This window comes from Gabonibacter massiliensis (genome assembly GCA_001487125.1).
GTDB classification, from domain to species: Bacteria; Bacteroidota; Bacteroidia; order Bacteroidales; family Marinifilaceae; genus Gabonibacter; species Gabonibacter massiliensis.
Genome location: LN913013.1, coordinates 1,926,633 through 1,948,643, shown reverse-complemented (window position 1 = coordinate 1,948,643; position 22,011 = coordinate 1,926,633). Strand labels below are relative to the sequence as shown.

At 41.1% G+C, this 22,011-nt stretch carries 15 protein-coding genes and 1 tRNA gene; 8 read left to right on the top strand and 8 right to left on the bottom strand.

Annotation, left to right across the window (positions count from 1 at the left end):
* Positions 1–13 precede the first annotated feature (13 nt).
* The 4 genes from carB to radA all read left to right on the top strand — a co-directional run bounded on the left by carB (position 14) and on the right by radA (position 7,710).
* The gene (gene carB / locus BN3283_RS12540) at positions 14–3,229 is read left to right on the top strand and encodes a carbamoyl-phosphate synthase (glutamine-hydrolyzing) large subunit (protein WP_059027261.1); all 3,216 of its coding nucleotides are present in this window, start codon (positions 14–16) and stop codon (positions 3,227–3,229) included.
* Positions 3,230–3,395: 166 nt separating this feature from the next.
* Entirely contained in the window at positions 3,396–3,794 is a 399-nt protein-coding gene (locus BN3283_RS12535) for a hypothetical protein (protein ID WP_059026827.1), read from the top strand.
* A gap of 110 nt (positions 3,795–3,904) precedes the next feature.
* Complete coding sequence (locus BN3283_RS12530) at positions 3,905–6,235, top strand: transglycosylase domain-containing protein (RefSeq protein WP_059026826.1); 2,331 nt, start codon at positions 3,905–3,907, stop codon at positions 6,233–6,235.
* 110 nt (positions 6,236–6,345) lie between these two features.
* A complete protein-coding gene (radA, locus tag BN3283_RS12525; RefSeq protein WP_041503180.1) occupies positions 6,346–7,710 on the top strand; it encodes a DNA repair protein RadA in 1,365 nt (454 codons plus the stop codon).
* Between the two features lie 44 nt (positions 7,711–7,754).
* Here the strand turns inward: radA and BN3283_RS12520 are convergent, their stop codons facing one another.
* Together BN3283_RS12520 and BN3283_RS12515 are read right to left on the bottom strand one after the other, a co-directional pair.
* A complete protein-coding gene (locus tag BN3283_RS12520; RefSeq protein ID WP_059026825.1) occupies positions 7,755–10,430 on the bottom strand; it encodes a S9 family peptidase in 2,676 nt (891 codons plus the stop codon).
* Between the two features lie 89 nt (positions 10,431–10,519).
* Positions 10,520–10,969, bottom strand: a complete 450-nt coding sequence (locus BN3283_RS12515) for a lipocalin family protein (protein WP_059026824.1) — start codon at positions 10,967–10,969, stop codon at positions 10,520–10,522.
* Between the two features lie 412 nt (positions 10,970–11,381).
* On the opposite strand from BN3283_RS12515, the gene BN3283_RS12505 reads away from it, so the two are divergent.
* The 4 genes from BN3283_RS12505 to BN3283_RS14790 all read left to right on the top strand — a co-directional run bounded on the left by BN3283_RS12505 (position 11,382) and on the right by BN3283_RS14790 (position 14,728).
* Entirely contained in the window at positions 11,382–12,320 is a 939-nt protein-coding gene (locus BN3283_RS12505) for a DMT family transporter (RefSeq protein WP_041503472.1), read from the top strand.
* A 178-nt stretch (positions 12,321–12,498) separates the two neighbouring features.
* A complete protein-coding gene (locus BN3283_RS12500; RefSeq protein WP_059026822.1) occupies positions 12,499–13,653 on the top strand; it encodes an AAA family ATPase in 1,155 nt (384 codons plus the stop codon).
* 92 nt (positions 13,654–13,745) lie between these two features.
* On the top strand, positions 13,746–14,207 hold the full coding sequence (locus BN3283_RS12495) for a GNAT family N-acetyltransferase (protein WP_059026821.1): 462 nt from the start codon (positions 13,746–13,748) through the stop codon (positions 14,205–14,207).
* Positions 14,208–14,383: 176 nt separating this feature from the next.
* Positions 14,384–14,728: a fibronectin type III domain-containing protein gene (locus tag BN3283_RS14790; RefSeq protein WP_350308237.1), complete on the top strand. Its 345-nt coding sequence runs from the start codon at positions 14,384–14,386 to the stop codon at positions 14,726–14,728.
* A 77-nt stretch (positions 14,729–14,805) separates the two neighbouring features.
* Here the strand turns inward: BN3283_RS14790 and BN3283_RS12485 are convergent, their stop codons facing one another.
* From BN3283_RS12485 to BN3283_RS12455, 6 genes are all read right to left on the bottom strand, one after another.
* On the bottom strand, positions 14,806–18,039 hold the full coding sequence (locus BN3283_RS12485; RefSeq protein WP_286137668.1) for a golvesin C-terminal-like domain-containing protein: 3,234 nt from the start codon (positions 18,037–18,039) through the stop codon (positions 14,806–14,808).
* Between the two features lie 313 nt (positions 18,040–18,352).
* Positions 18,353–18,460 (bottom strand) — tRNA-Lys (locus BN3283_RS12480).
* Between the two features lie 383 nt (positions 18,461–18,843).
* Positions 18,844–19,191 (bottom strand): HepT-like ribonuclease domain-containing protein, encoded by a 348-nt coding sequence (locus tag BN3283_RS12475; RefSeq protein ID WP_059026818.1) that lies wholly within the window; start codon positions 19,189–19,191, stop codon positions 18,844–18,846.
* Positions 19,175–19,471: a nucleotidyltransferase family protein gene (locus BN3283_RS12470; RefSeq protein WP_059026817.1), complete on the bottom strand. Its 297-nt coding sequence runs from the start codon at positions 19,469–19,471 to the stop codon at positions 19,175–19,177. Before BN3283_RS12470 ends, BN3283_RS12475 begins: the two co-directional genes overlap by 17 nt.
* Positions 19,472–20,185: 714 nt before the next feature.
* Positions 20,186–20,821, bottom strand: coding sequence for a hypothetical protein (locus tag BN3283_RS12460; RefSeq protein WP_059026815.1), 636 nt, complete (start codon positions 20,819–20,821; stop codon positions 20,186–20,188).
* A gap of 28 nt (positions 20,822–20,849) precedes the next feature.
* A complete protein-coding gene (locus BN3283_RS12455) occupies positions 20,850–21,551 on the bottom strand; it encodes a hypothetical protein (RefSeq protein WP_059026814.1) in 702 nt (233 codons plus the stop codon).
* Between the last annotated feature and the right edge of the window lie 460 nt (positions 21,552–22,011).

Genomic DNA, 22,011 nt, shown 5'->3' with positions numbered 1-22,011 from the left:
TGTAAAATAGATGATGATGAGAGAGATAAAGAAAATATTACTTTTAGGTTCGGGAGCTTTAAAGATCGGGGAAGCGGGAGAATTTGATTATTCAGGTTCACAGGCTTTGAAAGCTTTACGGGAAGAAGGAATCTATTCCGTGTTGATTAATCCTAATATTGCTACGGTACAGACCTCGGAAGGAGTAGCGGATAAAATTTATTATTTGCCGGTGACTCCCGAATTTGTAGAAAAAGTAATAGAGAAGGAGCGTCCTGATGGTATTTTTCTCTCTTTCGGCGGACAAACGGCTTTAAATTGCGGGATTACTTTACATCGGATGGGAATTTTAAAAAAATATGATGTAGAGGTATTGGGAACTCCCGTGCAAGCGATTATTGATACGGAAGACCGAGAGATTTTTGTGCGTAAATTATCTGAAATTCAGGTGTGTACTCCTAAAAGTATTGCGGCAGGTACGATGGAAGAAGCTATCGCTGCGGTTCAAAAGGTAGGTTTCCCGGTGATTGTCAGAGCTGCTTATACGTTGGGAGGATTAGGGTCCGGTTTTTGTTCCTCTATGGACGAGTTTAAACGGCTGTTAGAGAGTGCTTTTTCTTATTCTCCTCAGGTTCTGGTGGAGGAGTCGTTGAAGGGATGGAAAGAGGTCGAATACGAGGTTGTCAGAGACCGATACGATAATTGCATTACTGTTTGTAATATGGAGAATTTTGATCCGTTAGGCATTCATACCGGCGAAAGTATCGTAGTCGCTCCTTCCCAAACGCTGAGTAATAGTGAGTACCATAAACTGAGAGCCATTGCTATCAAAATAATCCGGCATATAGGTATCGTCGGGGAGTGTAATGTACAATATGCATTGGATCCGAATTCGGAAAATTACCGGGTGATAGAGGTAAATGCCAGATTGTCCAGATCGAGTGCCTTGGCTTCAAAAGCTACCGGTTATCCCTTGGCTTTTGTTGCGGCAAAATTGGGATTGGGTTACGGATTACACGAAATAAAAAATTCGGTGACTAAAATAACAACGGCTTGTTTTGAACCTGCTTTAGATTATGTGGTTTGTAAAATTCCGCGTTGGGATTTAAATAAGTTTGGAGGTGTTTCCAAGCTGATAGGCTCTTCTATGAAAAGTGTGGGGGAGATTATGGCCATAGGGAGGTCTTTTGAGGAGGCGATTCAGAAAGGAATTCGAATGATCGGTCAAGGGATGCACGGTTTTGTCGGTAATGGGGTAAGGGTAAAGGATATCGATGAAGAGCTCATTCATCCTACGGATACTCGTATTTTTGCTATTGCGGCTGCTTTTGATAAAGGATATAGCGTGGAACAAATCCATGAAAAAACGCGTATTGACAGATGGTTCCTTCAGCGTTTGGAAAATATCCATTTGCTGAAAGAAGAGTTGGAATCTTTGGAGAAAGAGACAAGTATAGATAAATCATTTTTAAGAAAAGTCAAACGATACGGTTTTTCGGATTTCCAGATCGGTCGTTTGGTGATTCGGGACTCCTCTCTTTCACCTCATGAGAAGATGTTAAAAATCAGAAGTTATCGTAAGAAATTAGGTGTTTTGCCATGTGTAAAACAGATAGACACGTTGGCCGGCGAGTATCCGGCATTGACCAATTATCTTTATCTAACCTATGGCGGAGAAGCTAATGATATTGAATATGAGCACGATCACCGTTCTGTTATCGTGTTAGGGTCTGGAGCTTATCGTATCGGGAGTAGTGTCGAATTTGACTGGTGTGGGGTTAGTGCTTTGAATTCGATTCGTAAAGCGGGTTATCGTTCGGTAATGATTAATTACAATCCGGAGACGGTGAGTACGGATTACGATATTTGCGATCGACTCTATTTTGACGAACTTTCTTTTGAGCGGGTAATGGATATCGTAGAATTCGAAAGGCCTAAAGGAGTGATCGTTTCTACGGGAGGACAGATTCCCAATAATCTTGCTATGCGTTTGCACGGGCAACTGGTACCTATCCTGGGAACTTCTCCGGAGTCTATCGACCGGGCGGAAGATCGGCAAAAATTTTCTTTTATGTGTGATGAACTGGGTATAGACCAGCCGCGGTGGAGTGAATTGACAAGTATCGAGGATATCTATCAGTTTGTGGATAAGGTCGGTTTTCCTGTTTTAATACGTCCCTCTTACGTGCTCTCCGGAGCTGCTATGAACGTGGTATCGAATAAGGAGGAGTTGATATATTTTCTTGAACTGGCAGCTGAAGTTTCTAAGGATCATCCGGTGGTGGTTTCCGAATTTATAGAACAGGCGAAAGAGATCGAGATCGATGCAGTTGCTCAGGACGGTGAGATCAAAGCTTACGCTATCAGTGAACATATCGAATTTGCAGGGGTCCATTCGGGGGATGCGACCATTGTATTTCCGGCTCAAAAACTTTATATAGAAACTATACGGAGGATAAAAAAAATAGCTCGGTCGATCGCGAAGGAGTTGAATATTTCCGGTCCTTTCAATATGCAGTTTTTGGCGAAAGATAATGATATTAAAGTGATAGAATGTAATTTAAGAGCATCGCGAAGTTTTCCGTTTGTTTCAAAAGTATTGAAATATAATTTTATAGATATGGCTACCCGGATCATGTTGGGAGAAAAAGTGGAGTTTTTGAATAAATCGGTCTTTGACTTGGATTACGTGGGAGTCAAAGCTTCCCAATTTTCTTTTGCCCGGTTATTAAAGGCAGATCCGGTATTGGGGGTTGATATGGCATCTACCGGAGAGGTCGGTTGCATAGGGGAGAATTATTATGAAGCGGTATTGAAAAGTATGCTTTCTGTCGGACACCGGATTCCTTGTAAGAATATTTTAATCTCTTCAGGCCCTTCCCGTTCGAAAGTGGAGCTGCTAACTTCTGCCCGGATGTTACAGGAAAAAGGATATGCCATCTATGCTACGGAAGGTACGGCAAAATTCTTTGAAGAGAATGGAATAGAGGTTACTGTTCTGTATTGGCCGGATGAGGACAAGAAGCCGAATGTCATGGAATTTTTGAGAGAGAGAAAAGTGGATTTGGTGATCAATATACCTAAAAACCATACGAAAAGAGAACTTGATAATGGTTATAAAATTCGCCGGGCGGCGGTGGATTATAATATTCCGTTGATAACGAATGCCCGCTTGGCGAGTGCTTTTATTTACGCGGTTTGTAAAGTAGGGGCGGGTGAGATCGTGATTAAAAGTTGGGACGAATATTGATCGCCTGGCATTCGTCAATTGAAAATGTTATATCGTAAATGCTTCTATGTCATGACAGAGTTATAGCCCAATCTGTGGTTTGTTTGCTTTTTATTCAAAAACAAAATAAACCTGTGCCGGAAATAGGAGAAAATCATTTATTTTTACGGAATAATAATCTGAAATTATGAATAGGAGAAAAATAAATCGATTGGTTTATACAGGGGCTTTGTTGGTATTGTTTGTAATAGGTGTGATTTTATGGTATCAGCAAGTAGGAAGTTCGGAGATGAAGGTTTTTACCGTTATTCATCAAAAAGAGGCTTCTTTTGATTTTAAGTCCAAATTCAAGAAGCCGGAACGATTAAAAATCCGTTTCGAGGGAAAAGTGGATTGCGATGCTTTGCTTGTAGTAAAAAATACGGGACAATCGGTAAAATCCAGAGTAACATTTCCGATTAAAAAAGGCGATTTAAAAGAGAAGGTTTTGGATTGTCCGTGGACTTCTCCCGGTGTATTGCTTCAGATCCGATCTAACGAATGCGAGATAAATGATTTAAAAATTATTCTTGAGGTTTTGGAATAGTTTGTATACGTGAGTTTTATGGAGGAAGGTCAGGGAGTTAAGAATATATGATGAGGGGAAGATTCGGATTTATTTTCTAACTTTGCGTCTCAAAATTAATACGGATTAGGATGTTAAAAAGGTATTGGAAAAGCTTTACAATTTTTTGGAGTCTGTTTATTCTTTTCGTGGCAGGTATTTTTTTCTTTTTTTATTTGATATCTGACGGGAAGTTAGGTTTTATGCCTACTTTCGAAGAACTGGAGAATCCGAATAATCGTTTTGCCAGCGAGATTTATTCGGCAGATGGGAAAATTATTGGAAAATATTTTCGGGGAAGTGAAAACCGGCGTTACACGGATTATCACGATATTCCCCAGAGTGTGATAGACGCGTTGATTGCCACCGAGGATGTACGTTTCTATGAGCATAGCGGTATTGATATACGGGGTCTGTTCCGGGTGGCGAAAGGAATGGTCACGGGAAATAGTTCTTCCGGGGGAGGAAGTACGATCACACAACAATTGGCCAAGATGTTATTTCCGCGCTCGGCCAATCAGAATTTTATGGAATTGGCTTTGCGTAAATTTCGGGAATGGGTCATCGCAGTGAAGTTGGAAAAGAGTTACACGAAAGAGGAGATCATTACCATGTATCTTAATAAATTTGATTTTTTAAATCTGGCGGTCGGTATAAACTCGGCAGCTAATATTTATTTTGCGACAACTCCTGATTCTTTACGGGTAGAACAGGCTGCTATGTTGATCGGTATGGCTAAAAATCCTTCGTTGTTTAATCCTATCCGTCGTCCGGATAAGACCTTGGGACGCAGGAACGTGGTATTGGGACAAATGTATAAATACGGTAAAATCACTCAGGCGGAATACGATTCTTTGGTCCTTTTGCCTTTGGGTATCGATTTTAGAAAAGAGGATCATAAAGAGGGAATTGCTACTTATTTTAGAGAATATTTAAGGCAGTTTATGACGGCCAATAAACCGAAACGGGAGGATTACAAATGGAATAAGTCTCAATATGCTTTAGATTCCATCGCCTGGGAAACGAATCCGCTTTATGGTTGGTGTAATAAGAATATTAAATCTGACGGCTCACATTACGATATCTATTCCGACGGTTTAAAGATTTATACGACCTTGGATTCGCGTATGCAGAAATACGCGGAAGAGGCCGTTGCCGAACATTTGGGACAGACATTGCAGCCTACCTTTCATAAGGAAAGAGTACAAAAAAGAAATCCTCCTTTCTCGAACGATATGACAAAAGAGGAAATAGAAGATATTATGAATCAGGCTATCAAACGGTCCGATCGTTATAAATCTATGCTGGCGGAAGGTAAAACTTATAGAGAGATAAAAAAAGAGTTCTTGAAACCGGTCCAAATGTCTGTTTTTACTTGGAAAGGTGTTCGGGATACGCTTTTGTCTCCGATGGATTCGATAAAACATTATAAGTCGTTTTTCCGTGCTGGTTTTATGGCGCTGGATCCGAAGACAGGTAATATAAAAGCCTATGTGGGAGGACCGGACTACCGTTATTTTATGTACGATATGGTAAGTGTGGGAAAGCGTCAGGTAGGATCAACGATTAAGCCGATTCTATATACATTGGCCATGCAGGAAGGATTGGCTCCTTGTCAGAAAGTATTGAATGTCGCCCAAACGTTTGTGTTGCCTGACGGGACAACCTGGACTCCGCGGAACTCCACGGATAAAAGGGAAAACGAGTGGGTAACGTTGAAATGGGGATTAGCCAATTCCGTAAATAATATTTCTGGATGGGTAATGAAACAGTTTACTCCAGAAGCGGTGGCTCAAATGGCCCATAAAATGGGAATTACCAGTTTTATCGATCCCGTGCCCGCCCTGTTTTTAGGATCTTCCGAAATTTCCGTAAAAGAGATGGTGTCCGCTTTTTCCATATACTCTAATAAGGGAGTCTATAACTCTCCGATGATGGTAACGAAGATTGAAGACAAATACGGGAATGTGTTGGCCCGTCTTGAACCGGAATCGAGAGAGGTTATTACTGAAAACACGGCTTATCTGATGGCAAGTCTTTTGAAAGCGGTTGTCGATGAAGGAACGGGAAGGCGTATCCGCTTCCGGTATCATTTTACGAATCCGATTGGAGGCAAGACGGGTACGACGCAAAATCATTCCGACGGGTGGTTTATCGGTATCACTCCTGATTTGGCAGGAGGAGTCTGGGTAGGAGCTGAAGATCGTTCGATCCATTTCCAAAATTTGGCGAACGGACAAGGAGCCAGTATGGCTTTGCCGATTTGGGCTTTATTTATGCAAAAAGTATATGCGGATAAATCTATTGCCATGCCTCAACGGGATTTTGAAGCTCCTGTGGGCATGAGTAACGTGTTGGATTGTGGTGATGAGGAAAAAGACGGGAGAGCGGTCCGGCCGGAGGAGGAGGAGGAATTTTTTTAGTTGGGATTTGTATTCCGAATTTAACGATTGTAAAAAGGGTTTTTTGTTTGGTCTTTGCGTCCGGAAAACTTTCTATTACAGTATGATACATTACTAAATATGCGGAGGGTATGGTAAAATCAAAGAGCGTTTTTGTTTGTCAGAACTGCGGAGCCAAAGAGTCCAAGTGGGTTGGAAAATGTTCTACTTGCGGGGAGTGGAATAGTTTTGTCGAGGAGGTTGAAGTCATCACGAAAGGTAATCGGACAGCCTCCGGACTCGGAGGGAGTTCATTAAGACCTTTAAGATTGTCGGAAGTGAAGACCAATGCTGACGAAAGGATGGACACGAAGGACGATGAGTTGAACCGGGTTCTCGGGGGAGGTTTAGTCCCCGGTTCCATGATTTTATTGGGAGGAGAACCGGGGATCGGTAAATCTACTTTAGTCCTTCAATTTGCCCTTCATAATCGTTGCGGTAAGGTACTTTACGTCTCGGGGGAGGAGAGTGTTTCCCAGATTAAGATGCGGGCACAACGTTTAGGGGCGGAAAATGACGATTGCCTGTTTCTTTCCGGTAATTCTTTGGAGGCGGTGATGGAGCATGCCAAGGTTTTAGAGCCTAAGTTGTTGATTATTGATTCTATCCAGACTTTGGCAACAGAAAGCGTCGATGCTATTCCCGGTAGCCTTTCTCAGATTCGAGAGTGTACGAACGTGCTGTTACGATTTTCAAAGGAGAATACGATTACAACCATATTGATCGGTCATATTACCAAGGATGGCCAATTGGCCGGTCCCAAGATACTCGAACATATGGTGGATACCGTTTTGCAGTTTGAAGGAGACCAGCAATACATGTATCGGATTTTGCGTTCCATGAAAAATCGCTTCGGATCGACTTCCGAAATCGGAATTTATGAAATGTTGCAATCGGGATTACGTCAGGTGACGAATCCTTCCGAGTTGTTGTTGTCGAATCACGGGGAAGAGTTGAGCGGTATAGCCGTTTCGGCTACGGTAGAGGGTGTAAGGCCTATCTTATTGGAAGTACAGGCGTTGGTAAGCACGGCTGCTTATGGAACGCCTCAGCGTTCGGCTACCGGTTTTGATACGAGACGTTTGAATATGTTATTGGCGGTTTTGGAAAAACGAGTCGGTTTCCGTTTGGCGGCGAAAGATGTCTTTCTAAATATTGCCGGAGGTATTCGGGTGAGCGATCCCGCTCTTGATTTAGGGGTCGTTATGGCCGTATTATCTTCTAATATGGATGCGGCTCTTCCCAAAGATACGGTGTTTGCCGGAGAAGTCGGTTTATCCGGAGAGATCAGGGCCGTTAGTCGTATCGAACAGCGGATAGCCGAAGCGGAGAAATTAGGATTTAAGCGGATTTTTATTCCTACCGGAAACAAGAAGGCCTTGACCAAAAAAAACGAAAAAATTGATGTCCGTTCCTTTTCAAAAATTGCTGATATATGTCGGGAACTTTTTAAATGATAAAAGGCTGGTCGTATGACCAGCCTTTTGCCTTTTTGTAGAAGCTATTTTGTTAAATCGTATTTTTGATCATAACCTCTCTCTTTGATATTGATTCCCTCTTTCATCCACCGGGGTAGAGGAGTATCTTTTAAATAATGATCGAAAAACTGTTCCATCCTTATGGTCCAATCGACCTGTGCGGGACGGGATCTCAGGAAATGTCCCTCTCCCATATAATTTAATAACCATGCCGGTCGTTGTAGTCTTCGCAGGGCCAGGAACAGGTTGCGTCCGTCGTAAAATGCCACGGCTTCGTCTTTATCGCAATGAAAAATCAGGGCCGGAGTATGAATTTTGTCGGCAAATAAAAGAGGCGAATTTTCAATATATCCCGGTAGATCCTCCCATAATGTTTTACCCATACGGCATTGCCAATCTTCATACATAAGCATGCAAGCTATTCCTCCCTCGTCTCTTATCCCGGTGTATACGGATGTGATGTTGATCAATGCGGCCCCGATATTAACGCATTTGAATAGATCGGTTCGAGTAACGATATAAGCTACTTGAAAGCCCGACCAACTGTGTCCTTGCAGTCCGATTCGGTTTGAATCAAGGATCTGCCGGTCGATTAGGGCTTTTGTTCCGCTGACAACGGCATTGTATGAGCTTTTACCGGGTTCACCTATTTTAAAATAGACATCCGGCTGAAATACGATATATCCTTTGCTGACGTAAGTCGGAATATCGATCATGGCGTGACTCAATCCCGGGACGGGATGAATATGCATTTCCGGAGTATGTGTCTCGTAAAACGTGACGATGGAAGGATAACTTTTGTTCGGATCGTAGTTGTCCGGAAGATAGAGCAATCCTTGATTCTGTTTTCCGTCGTAATTGGTCCATTCAACTTGTTGAACGGATCCCCAAGCATACTCTTTTTGTTGCGGGTTCGCTGAGGTTATCTTTTTCATTCGTTTGAAAGAACGGTCACAGATCCATAAATCCCGTTCCTCTTCGTAGCTTTGTTTGAAACATACGACTGTTTTTCGGTCTTCACTCTCTTGAAGAATTTCGATATCGAATGCTCCCTCTATTTTGGGTGTTAATTTTCCATGGGGAGAAAGTTGGTATATTCCATGATCTTTGTTTTCCCAATTCATGGAATAGATTTCCTGGGTTTTGTTCAGGTCAATGAACAACTCGTTTCTTTCGGGATTGACAAACCTGAAGACAGTATGGTGTTTGCGACCGGCTCCCTTTGTCCAGCAATGGGTTTTTTCCTCGCCTTCCAAATCGACCACCCAGATATCGTATCGGTCGTAAACGAGTAATTTTTTCCCGTCATTACTCCACCCTGCAATACCGTACGGGGGTGCGGGGTTCGGTCTGTCGTATAATTCGTTTTGTAAAGGATAGGGAATTTCATCCGTTAGTTTTCTTCGGGTAAAGGTCTCCGGGTTCAATAGTATCCAGGATGAATTCGTGTTGTCGAAAAAGAGGATGTGATCTCCGTTCGGTGTCCATTGAACGGGTCGGGTTAATGCCTGGGCGATCATTTTACTCTCCCCGTCAGCTAAATTTACCAGATAAAGGTCATATCTGGTATCGTGTTGCCAATCTCTGAACTTTCGGTAAGGAATATTGTCTGTCTTGAAAGCGAATTTAGGATCTTTGCCGTTTTGGATGTATAAAGCGGAATAGTCGGAATCACAAATTTTGTAATGTTTCTTTCGTTGCAGATCGAAGATCCCTTTCGAGGGAGAGGGCATAGGGTTTAAGATACCTCCTTTTGCCTGTTGAGACGGGATCATCTCGTCATTCCAACTCCAAAGTTCCAATTGGAAAGTTTCGTCTTTTTCTCCCCGGGAGGGACGTGGTTTTCGGGGAGTAGGCAGATCGTATAGAAGAAATTTATTATCTCCTAAAATTTCTGCGGACTCGATATCCATTGATAGGGTGTCGATCTCGCTGTAATCTACTAATTTAATTGCCGAATTATTTTGCAAGGAAAAAATATAGAGATTTTTTGCCGTTTTATAATGGGTATCGGCGATAACGATAAAACTTCCTTTCTTTTCCCGTTCATCGAATCTGAAAAAAGAGAGGGATTTTGTCGAATCTCGATATAATGTTTTATGTTGTTGTGCAAACACATCACCATGACGGATAATGTTGCAGGAAGGAGTTTGCTCGATGTATATAATTTTGGAGTCCCGGTCGTACAATTGATAGTTCCCGATGTGTTCCAGAATGATGCTGTCGTTGGTTTCTATATTTTTTATTATTAAGGCTTGGTCGTCTTCCCGAAAATAGGAGAATTGAGGGGCATAAAGACTAAATTCGGCCCCCTCGGGACATACGGTCTCCTTTTGGTTTTTTAAAGATCTGGCTATTACGGGAGATTCTGAATTATTTTCGGAAGTGGCTCGACTGTAAGTAATCCATTCTCCCGAGGCGAAAAATTGATAGAAGTCGATTTGATTCAGTGTAATGGTTTTTCCGGTTTTTACTTCGTATAGGTAGTAGGTTTGACGCGCATCTTTATTTTTATCCTCGTTATCGTGATACAGGTAACGGTATTTAACCCATTTCCCGTTCATGGATAATTCATAGGAATTAACATATCTCCATTGCTTGTAAGCTTCTTCGTCCAATGCTTTTTTTTGGGCTATACCGGAGAGATGGAAAGAGAGAGAGAGAAACAGAAAAAGAAAGAGTGAGTGTAGATAATGCATATATTATAAAAATTTGAGCGGAGATACCTCAAAATTTTTAAGTCTTATCCTTTTAAAAAAGACTCTTGAGGTATCTCCGGAGAATGTTATTATTGAACATCGGTATTTACGGTAGAATCTTGCTCTACGGTCGTATTTACCTGAGGAGTAACTTTTTCCTTAATGATTTTGGTATTCAAATACAAAAAAGCAAGGCGAGGATTGGCTTCTTGTACGACTAAGGATAATGAATCGGCTGTCAGCTGTTCGATTTTTTCTTTTGTTTCGTAAGCCTCTTTTGAACCGTCTTCTTCAATGCTGGTTCCCTTAATGATCAGGTAACCGTCTTTGATTTCCCAGGTTTTCAAATCCAATGAAGGAATGTTGATGGCTTCGCATACTCCGTCTTTTTTGAAATTGAATCCTTTTAATTCTCCTGTAGACTGATAGGTATAAGGGTTACACCACTCCCCGATGAGTTTTTTTTCCATCTCTTTTTGAGGATTACTGCTACAGGCACAAAAAATTAAAATTAAACCAAAGTAAATTAAGTTTTTCATGTTTTTGTTTTTAAAAAATTAAGGTTTTACTATTATTACACTCTCCGGATCAAAAAGGATTAATCCGGTTTTCTTTTTGACTTTATCTTAACAATCTAAAGTAAGTAAGGGAGGTTTCTCGTTAGGTGCTGCAAAAGTATTCATTTTTGGATAACGGCCAAACATTTTTTTGTCACTTTTATCTCTATGTGACGTAACAGCACTTGGGGACGGGGCAAAAGTGCTATTTTAAAGTGAAATAATATTGGATAGGATTCAATAATAGTAAAACGGGGCAGGACGGCTTCCCTGATCCGTCCCGCATGAGTATTACGGAATCGCAGAATTCTTTCTTCTTTATGAAAACAAAATGGTATCTTTGCAGCCATTTTAATTTGCTGGCTTATAGTGGATATAAAAATTCTTACCAATGATGAATTTAAAGGCTAAAGGATATATTTTAGGGGTTATTGCGGCGGCGACTTACGGTATGAATCCCTTATTTGCACTTCCCCTATACAAGGCGGGAATGAATCCGGATTCGGTTCTGTTTCTAAGGTATTTGTTCGCTATCCCCGTGTTGGGAATCATGATTAAGGCGAGGGGACGTGATTTCAAGTTAAAACGGAAAGAGATCGTCCCGCTGATTATCATGGGATTGTTGATTTCTCTTTCTTCCCTTACTCTTTTCCAAAGCTATAATTACATGGAAGCCGGTATTGCGTCTACCTTATTGTTTGTCTATCCGATTATGGTGGCATTGATTATGGCTTTTGTATTTAAAGAGAGACTGACATTGCAGACCATCGTATGTATTTTATTGGCCTTGGGTGGAATAGGGTTGCTTTATAAAGGTGATGACGGTACGACGCTTAATTTGACAGGAGTTATTTTAGTCGTTATTTCAGCTCTTTCCTATGCCATTTATATTGTCGCTGTAAACCGTCCTCTGCTAAAAGATATCGCAACGCTAAAATTGACGTTCTACGTGTTGCTTTTCGGAATGACTTTATTTTTAGTACGGGTTGATTTCGGGATGAGTTTGCGGGTTGTCGATACCTGGTATTTGTGGGGTAATTTGATCGCCTTGGCTATTTTTCCGACAGCTGTTTCGTTTCTTTGTACTACTCAAGCCATCCAATACATCGGTTCGACGCCGACGGCCATTTTGGGGGCTTTGGAACCCCTGACTGCAGTTTTTTTTGGTGTAACCGTCTTCGGAGAATCTTTTACGATGAGATTGGCTTGCGGGATACTCATGATTGTTTCTGCCGTAACCCTTATTATTGCAGGAAGTAATGTTACCGTCTATTTGGTTCGTTTTAGAAAACTTTTTCCCAAGCTTCCGGTCAAAAAAAAGCGAATGCATTGAATTTTATCAGTGTTTTTGCCTTGTTATTAGAGACGATAGGAGATATATCCGGTCTCGATACGCTTGTATTGTGATAGGAATCATGATTGTGTATCGACGATAACGCTGTATAAGATATTGTTATTTAATTTATAATTATTATATTTGCAATAATTATATATCAAATAATAAGAGAAGAATGATTGCTAAAATTAAAAATCCTTTTGTTGTAAACGGGTATGTTTCGGAGGAGTATTTCTGCGACCGGGAGAGTGAAACGGCAGAGTTGACCGGAGCCTTGCGTAACGAGCGTAATATGGTCGTTGTATCGCCTCGGCGTATGGGAAAGACCGGCCTGATAGAGCATTGTTTCCATCAAAAGGAAATTGAAAGGGGGTACTATACTTTTTTTATCGATATTTATGCTACCGGTAGTTTAAAAGAGTTCGTTTTTATTCTCGGCAAACATATTTTTACGACCTTGAAATCCAAGGGGAGAAAGTTTGCGGAACATTTTTTCTCGGCGATCAGTTCTTTACGTCCTGCCTTCAAACTCGACCCGGTTAGCGGTCAACCTGTTTTTGATATCGGAATAGGTGAGATCCGGCAACCTCTGTTGTCATTGGAAGAAATTTTCAGATACCTCGAAACGGCCGATAAACGTTGTATTGTGGCGATAGACGAGTTTCAGCAAATAGTCAGATACCCGGAAAAAAATGTAGAGGCTGTTTTGCGTACATACATACAGCAATGCAAGAACACGACTTTTGTGTTTTGCGGGAGTCAACACCATATGTTACAGAATATTTTTTTCTCGGCATCGAGGCCTTTCTACCAGAGTGCGTCGTATATGAATCTCAAGCCGATAGGGCTTGAACCTTATAGAAAATTCGTGCAGAATCATTTCAATAAAGCGGGAAAGAATATTTCGGACGAATGTATAACACGAGTCTATAATCTGTTGGACGGGCATACCTGGTATATGCAGGCGGTTTTTAACCGGTTGTATGAACAATTGGATCGCGGAGAGGAGATGACTGTTGACATTGCCGATTTCGTCTTGCATATGACGGTGGAATCGAACCGAACGGTTTACCAGAATATGGTTTCGATGTTGTCCGAACGGCAAAAAGAGATCTTGTTTGCCATTGCCAAGGAAGGAAAAGCTTCAGGGATCACTTCGGCAGAATTTATAAGGAAGCATGGCCTATACTCTCCCAGTTCGGTACAATCGTCGGTGAAACAGTTATTAGAAAAAGAGTTTATAACTAAAGAGGAGAATAGCTACCAGATTTATGACCGCTTTTTCGGTCTTTGGCTTGCCAAAACATACGGAACCGGTTATACTCTTTAGTAGCACTCGGGGACGGGGTAAAAGTGCTATTGTTAGTCTATCGAACCGATCCGATTCCTGCGGGGTGATTATTAATGTTTTAATGTAGTAAAATGAACGATTTAATTGTAATTAGAGAATACGAGCTGACAGACAAGGAGGCTGTTATGAATTTAATCAGGTTAAATACGCCTGAATATTTTGCTCCGGCTGAGGAAGTTGATTTGTCCGATTACTTGGAGAACGATAGGGAACTTTATTATGTTCTGCTTTTTGATGGGAAAATTGTAGGGTGCGGAGGGATAAATTTTGCAAACGACGGGAAGATCGGGAAGCTAAGTTGGGATATATTTCACCCTGATTATCAGGGCAAATCATTGGGGATGCGATTGCTCAAATACAGAATGGATAAACTTAAATCAATTGACGGTATTCAAAAGATAACCGTTAGAACCTCACAAGTAGCCTATAAATTTTATGAGAAACAGGGTTTTGAACTGACTGAGATTAAAAAGGATTATTGGGCGAAAGGTTTTGATATGTATCGGATGGAATATAAAGACCCGGATCAATGAGATAGCACTTAGGGACGGGGTAAAAGTGCTAAGAATTATTGAAAACAATCTACGGGACCGGGTTTGCGGGTTATTTTTCGATATAGTAAAAATGAAGAATAGTGAATATGGACGTAAAGCCGGTAATATAAAAACAAGAGGGAGATGTGTCTGCTCTGGAGTTTTTTAAGCCATTCATGTTTATCTGTTTGTGCTTAATGACTGTAACACTTATAAGTGCAACAGTGTGTAGGCCTCCCGGACCTCCCGGAAAACCCGAGATTGTTGACGTTGGGAAAGATTGGTGTACAATTGAATATACTGCACCGAATGCTGACGGCGGTTGTGCTATAACGGGTTATCGCATTGGTTATAGATATGAAGGAGGATTATGGAATGTGGCGCCTTCTAAGGCAACATCGCTCAGAGTAAAGCTTAGTCCTCTTAAAAAAGGTGAGAAGGTTCAATTTCGTGTTAGTGCCATAAATGCTGAAGGAGAAGGTGAGCCATCCAAACCGAGTGAAATGGTCTTACTCCAATAGGTAATACTATTTCAAAAAGTATCATTTATAAAAAGCCAACTAATTCATTGTTGGCTTTTTATAATATTCTTTCCGACCTACTTTACTTTTACCCATTTTACCGCATCCGCCACGACCAACTGGGTATACTTTTCACCACTAATTGAAACTACTTCCCGGGTATACTCTTCATCATCATCAATTGGAGGACTCCCCCGGTCATCCAAAACAACGCGGGATTCCCCCGCCGGTAAAACAAACGTACCCAGAGATACCCAATCGGCATCTCCCTTTGCCACCTCCCGCACGACTTTTTCACTTCCTCCGGGGGTATCGACGGTATAATAATTCTTCATTCCCGGGTATTTCGATTCATAGGTATAAAGCGCGTCTCCGTCTCTAACATCAGGCAGGTAAACAAAAATCTCGTACCTGCCCGCTTCCGGAAGATTCGCTATCCATTCCGCCCTAAAACTTCCGTTCCCGGCAACTTTGGTAAAGGCGCTATGGACCTCTTCCCCGTAAAATTCAACTTCTATGCATGGCTTTCCCCACGTGTGCTTCTTAGCATTAATGCCATAATTATAATCTTTCATATTGTCTTCTGCCAACTGTTCCGCCAGTCGTTTCAACCTGTTTCCCGAAGAATCGATCAAATGAAAACCCTTGTCCTCGTTATCGACGATAATTTCACCGGGAGGATAAAACTGGTTCTTGTCAAGCGGAACGACACGCTCAGCGGGAATCTCTCCCTTCCATAACGAGGTGCCATAGAATCCAATACGTTCGGGGACGCGTCTCGAAAAATTGGTGGACAAGAAAAAAGAGTATCCATTAACCTCGTGGGCCACGATCCGCTTGTATTCTCCCGGCTTGACCGGGAAGCTCCGCCAATCGCCAATAATCCACTTCCCGTAATCATCAGAAAAAGCTTCAATTACCGAAACGACCCCGTCTACCTCTCCGGTATTGCCCACCTTAAAATCGACCGCTTGCACCTCCCCCGTTTGCCGGTATGTCAAGCCCTTTATCACCAACCGCGGCACCTCTCGCGTCGTGTACCAATCATCCACGAATGGCCTGATGTCCCGCCCGAAACGCTCGCGGAACCCCTCCATGAACAAATCAAAATCCACTTCCCGGAAACGGGCACGCTCGTAGAATTCCCGTGTGTAAGCGCACAACGAATTCCAAGTGGTAATCGTCGTCAGATAAGCCAGCAATTGCGAAACTTTCATGCTAATCAATTTATCGTATCCCCGCGAATACCCTCTCCGGATTAGTCCCCCCAATCCTCCTTTCGTGATACTATCCAGCATCGACGGGAATAAATTAAACTTATCAAGTGTCGGGTTTGCCATTTTACCGAACAACAGATCTATCCCCGCGTACCTGTCGGAAGCAACGCTCCAGTGGAAATCAGAGAAAAGCCGCTCTGCGTGTATATCGTCAAGGAAAAAAGGAAAATCATTGAGTAATAGGTATTCCTGTTTATTCATATCTCTTAATCTGTCAACGGAAGGGGCTCCAGGTTTATAAGATTCTTCCAACATCCGTTCCCCGAAAAACGCCATTTCCGGCTGGATGTTATTATGGAATGAATACTGGTAAAGAAAAGAGGAAGGAGCCTCCACTAATTTAAGAAACCTGAACGGGTACGGGTTAGGCATGCTTCCCTCTATGCGATTGCGGCACTTGTTCACCAACTCCTTCCGGTACTCCTTCGCGTTCGGGTATTTTGCGATTTCATCCATCCAACCGTCAAACGGCTTCAAGTAAAAATCATTGCCCGGGTACGTGTAGAACTCCACCGTGATAGAGTCCGCCGTCACCGACCGTTTCACGTAATCACCCATGCAAAGCGACAGGCCGGTCAACGACTGCAAATTACGGAATCTCACCTCGTCCTCTACTTCCTCCGGGATGCCCTGCGACAAGACTACCTGCCTGCCGGGATTCTTCACGCGCAGCGTGTAATCCGTGAAATTCGTTTCTCGTGACGGCTGCAACGCTACCGGGGCTACTGCCGCCGGGTACCACAACACCTCCGGGATGAGTAGCGTGTAATCCCCCGACACGAACGCGGAACGTTTCCCGTAGCGCTCCACCTTTATCAACGGCCGCTCGGGTGCAAAATAATCCTCTTCATCGATGTCCACCTGGTAAATATCCTCGTCGATACATCCGCCGTACTCTATCTCCAGCACCACGCTATCCCCGGGAGCCAGCGATCGTTCGACCACCACCACCTGTCGGTCTCGCCGAAAGGGCACCTCCTGTTCCCCCGACTTCAACCTGCCGATTTCCAACCCGGGATTCAAGAACAAGATCAACTGCTCCATCCTCTCTGCTTTCCGGTTCACCACCGTCATCCGGCTCGTGGCAGAAAAAGTCTCTCCTTTCGGCTTGTACGTGATATCATGTGTCGCGATTCGCATTTTGGGATACGCCTCGTAACGGGAGAAAGTCTCCCGGTACGCTTCCCGGTTCTCCCGGCGGGTCTGGAACTTATCGATATAAACGTATCCCGCCCCCACGGCTGACATCAGCAACAAACAACCTGCCGCGTGGTAAAACACTTTTCGTCCCGGCATATCGGACAACCGCCTCGTGAAAGGAACTGTCACGCACAACAATCCCAGCCCCAGCAACAAGAACATTCCCCGTTGCAACAGGCACACGTCGGAATGCATAAACCCCACGATCGAGGAAAAAGATTCCGGCAACAGGCTTCCCCGGAAATCCAGTATCCCGTGAAGTGGTTTTGTCAGGTAAGCATACGACACGCAAAGGAACACGGTCAGCACGAGCCAACTCAAGAATGGATGTCGCAGAATCCTATTCGCCAGCAACGCCAGCCCCGTCACGAAGACGAATGTCGGCAATACGTCTTTCAACAAGAAGGACAAGTACACCCACGGGTTCACCGGCGAATCTGGAATCATCAAATGAATGAACAGGCAAAATGCCATGAAAACGACATCTGCGATCAAAAAAGGGAGTGCCATACCCGCTAATTCCGCCCAAAAAAATTGGCTGTTGCTTAACGGCTTCACTGAAAGTATTTCCCGGCTTTCCGCTTTCTTCCTTTTTCTCTGCATATCACAAGTTAGGAGTACCACGACCAAAGACTGGAACAAGTTCAGGAAATAAACCCCTCTCGCCGGGAGAGAGGATGCGAACGCTATATTTCTCCATATTTCCCGCCGAATGTCCCACGGGACGAGAAGCGCCAAAATGTAGCCCAATACTCCTGCGATAAAAAGGCGGAACAACCAGTTCCTCTTTACCAGCTTACTCTCGTAAGTCACAACGGTTTGCCATGCTTTCATATTCATTATTTTTATATATTTACATTCTTATCCAGAATGTCGTTTCTTGTTATAAAGATAGAACTATATTGGCATATCTGCAATTTATTTTAGTATCTTTTTAAGAAAATACATTAAAGCATTTATTGTATCCATCCGTGACGACTTGAAAAATATCGCCCGGGTTGATCACTTTTCGGGACACTATCTTACCTTCTTTAGGATATTAAAACAAGATGGAGTATCTACTGTATAAGAAAAATTTAATTTGAATCGTATGCAAACACCAAAAAATAAGAGGTTATGATTTGTTCATAACCTCTTTATTTTCATTTGGTGACCTCGGTGGGACTCGAACCCACGGCCCATTGATTAAGAGTCAATTGCTCTTTAAAGCCTCAAAAGCTGTCGCTTTTGACGCAACCAGCTGAGCTACGAAGTCTTACAGAAAATGAACTCACTTCTTTTTGGTGTTAGCGAAGTGTTGGTTTAAACATAGTTTAAACAGATGCTCTTGCCATGTTGATTAATACTATTAATAAACTCTCTCTTATTGAATCTCAAATATAAGTAATAAACAACTTATATACAAGCAACTTACCACTAAATTATGGTAGTTGGGATATGATTTTTATACACATTCTTTCTGTTATTAATTGGTTACATATTAAATTACAACTTAATTCATATCTCTAATTAAAATATGTAAGTTGGTGAATAATATTTCTATTGGGTATATATGACTAAATCTGCTACAATTTTCCACCAAATAAAAAAGCAATAGAAATGAATCCATTGCCACTATATTTTATCTATGATGATATTTTATTCTAGTTCACGTTTGTATCGTTCAACCTTCTCCCTTAATGGTAGTAGTTCTGTTTGAATGGTAGCCCACACCATTTCATCACTGATTTGATAATAACCATGTACTAAAACATGACGCATTCCAATTATAACTTTCCATTCAACTTCTGGATGCTTTTCTTTAAATTCATTTGTCAGTAAATATGCTGCCTCTCCAATTATCTCTAAATTCTTGATAATGGCAAAACGAAGTATCTTATTTCCCTTGTACTCGTCAAAACTGATACCTTCAGTAAACTCGAACAAGTTATCAATAGCCTCTATTATATGGGATAAGCGGTTAATATCTTTAGGCTTCTCTCTCATAGATCAATATTTTATCTTGTTCTGCTGATTCTTTGGCGAAATCTTTCAACTGTCCTTCTTCCACTAAATCAACTTTCTTGTGCAAAAGAGATTGTAAAGCGTTCACGATACCGATATACTTGAAAAGAGTAACATTCGCATTTTTATCAAAGCGTACAAGTATATCAATATCACTCTCCCTTGATTCTTCTCCACGTGAATAAGAACCAAACACCCATGCTTTCTCAACTGGTTGTAGCGTGAAAAACTCTCTTAGTTTATTGATAATAGCTTGTTTCATATACTCTCTTTTTGCAAAAATAGTGAATGTTGATGAGAAAACCATGATGTTACGAGCAACTAATGGTTAAATATTTAAGTAGGTGACTTTTCTCCTGAATTGGCATATAATACCTAAAATGAAAGAAATTACTCACTAACTAAAATTCTGTTATGAGGAATATCTAAAATGCAATATTCTTTACCTTCAAAGCTGTCAACATAACAATAAATCAATATGTTGTTACATATATAAATATTTGACATTCTGGTATATTTACTTTGTCGTACCCAATTCAATAAGTACTTTTGCATATGTAAATGATTGGTCTGATGTTCTTGTCTGAACTAGATACTCTTTTGTTTGTTAGAAAAATTTATTCCTATGAAATTACGTAAGAAAGGAAAAACCTCCAATTCAGAATGGTTTGGTGTAGAACACTATCGAATTTTCCACGAAATGGATTTATTCAGGTATGTAAACATGGAGAGATTGAAAATGTTATATCCTGATATTTTTGGAAATCCCAAACCAAAGCTTGTCAAGAAAAGACAGCACAAATAAGCCAGTACCTCAAAAGTGCTGGCTTTTTGTTTGTATATAAAAAGGGATGACAAACCAAAGTCTATCATCCCTTCACACCATACCTAGCACACGCTAACTATTTTTTGATAATTTCAACCTATGATCCTTATTCTCGTGCAAGATTAAGCATGTAGGACTTAGCTTAAGGTTTTATTGTTTAAATTCGACTTCATCAACAATTAATTCTTGATTGCCGAATGAGTAGAAACCAAAACCACTATAAGAGAGAGGCATGTAGCGAATCTTTAAAATTGAAATGCCATCAACTTTAAATGTTAAAGTCTCTCCATCAGATATTAACACCCATTCCATGTCTGTTTTTCTTTTGCCTTTCCACTTCACTCCTTGTGAAACAGAACCAACTTCTTTACCATCAACGTAACGTACAAATTTCACAAAGTCATCATTGAAAGTAAATGCATAATAATTCCCATTGTCTTTATAATTAAAAACAATACCTACTAAACGATCCACCGCTAATTGTTTAACATTCACTTTTGCTCGGATTTCAAAAGGTTTGAGCACGTTTAATGGTGCATAGCAATGTGTTTCAAATACCGTATATTCACCAACAACGACTCCCGTTAATAAAGATAAGCCTTTCTTCACCCCTTTCGATTTGATTGTCATAACACCTTTATCAATGATTGCCGTGCCAATCTCATTCTTGTATCCACATTCTGTCCATTCCAATGAATTGGAATCAAAAGTTTCCTTATACGATTGAGCGTTCGTTACAGAAAGCATCGTGATAAACACACAAATTGATAAAATAATTTTTTTCATAATAAAGATAATTAAATTAATAAAATGGTTATAAACTATAAGCTTTGCCCAAACGAGTTTGCAATTCTTGCAACATTGGTTCAAATTCTTTGACTATCCGATCAATATTTGTAAACTCTCCGTGCCTTGCAGCCATTGCTCCCGCAACTTCAGAAGAAACTTTAATTTGAAAAGCAATTTTATCTGGATTTGAAATATCTCTCACGGTGACACGTGTGCGGATTTGTTTGTTAGAAAGTTGAAATGCCTTATAATGCCAAGGAGTTTGGAGATATCCGCCATGAACATCAGTCGTGGCAATCTCTTCAAAGTAATTTAATAAAATCTGATGCAATAATTTCCATGCTTTCGACACATCAATCTTTCCATTAGCATTTTTCACATATAGGGTAGAATCAATATCGATCGTCATAAATTTATTAACCAACCCTGAAGCTGCGGTTGTTCTATAAAAACCATCCTCCTGCATGGTAAAGGATAAGGCGTTACGAATATCTGAACCATAAAATTTGGTTTCTATGGGATTATACCCTTCACATTCGATTCGAATTGCGACCATTTCTTGCTTCTTGGGGCGTTGAAATTTTGCAAAACCATAATTGATGAATTGATTATTAACGAAAATTGATGCCTCTTTGGGTGCAACCGTAATTGCAACCATTTTCTTTTTAGGGCCAGCCACAAGTTGACTTGCTAGTAATAGCAACATAAATACAAGTAATTGTTTCATGATATTTGATTTTAATGTGTTGATATTGTATTGGGTGAAGAAGAGTATTTTTTATATTCTTCTAAATAAATATTGATTTCAGATTTTCTTTGGTTTATATAAAATCTACGACTTGTATATATTATACCACCTTCTCCACATGATACCATAATATATTTTTGATTTCGAGGCATTTTATAATAGACAATACCCTGTCCAACAAGCTGTTCATTAATATAAATATTTGCATTTTGTGGTTCACAATACACAATTACTTGTTTCGTTGCACACGATGATAACAAGAATCCTATAAATAGAAGCAAGTAGTTACGCAACAGTTTATTCATTTCTGATGTTGTAATTAATCTTTACTTCCAACCACCCAAGAAGTAATTAATATAAATAAGAAAGCGTGGTAGTTGTTAGCTTATCTTACGAAAGGTACGACCAAGTAACCCATGCAGAAATAAACAGCAACCCC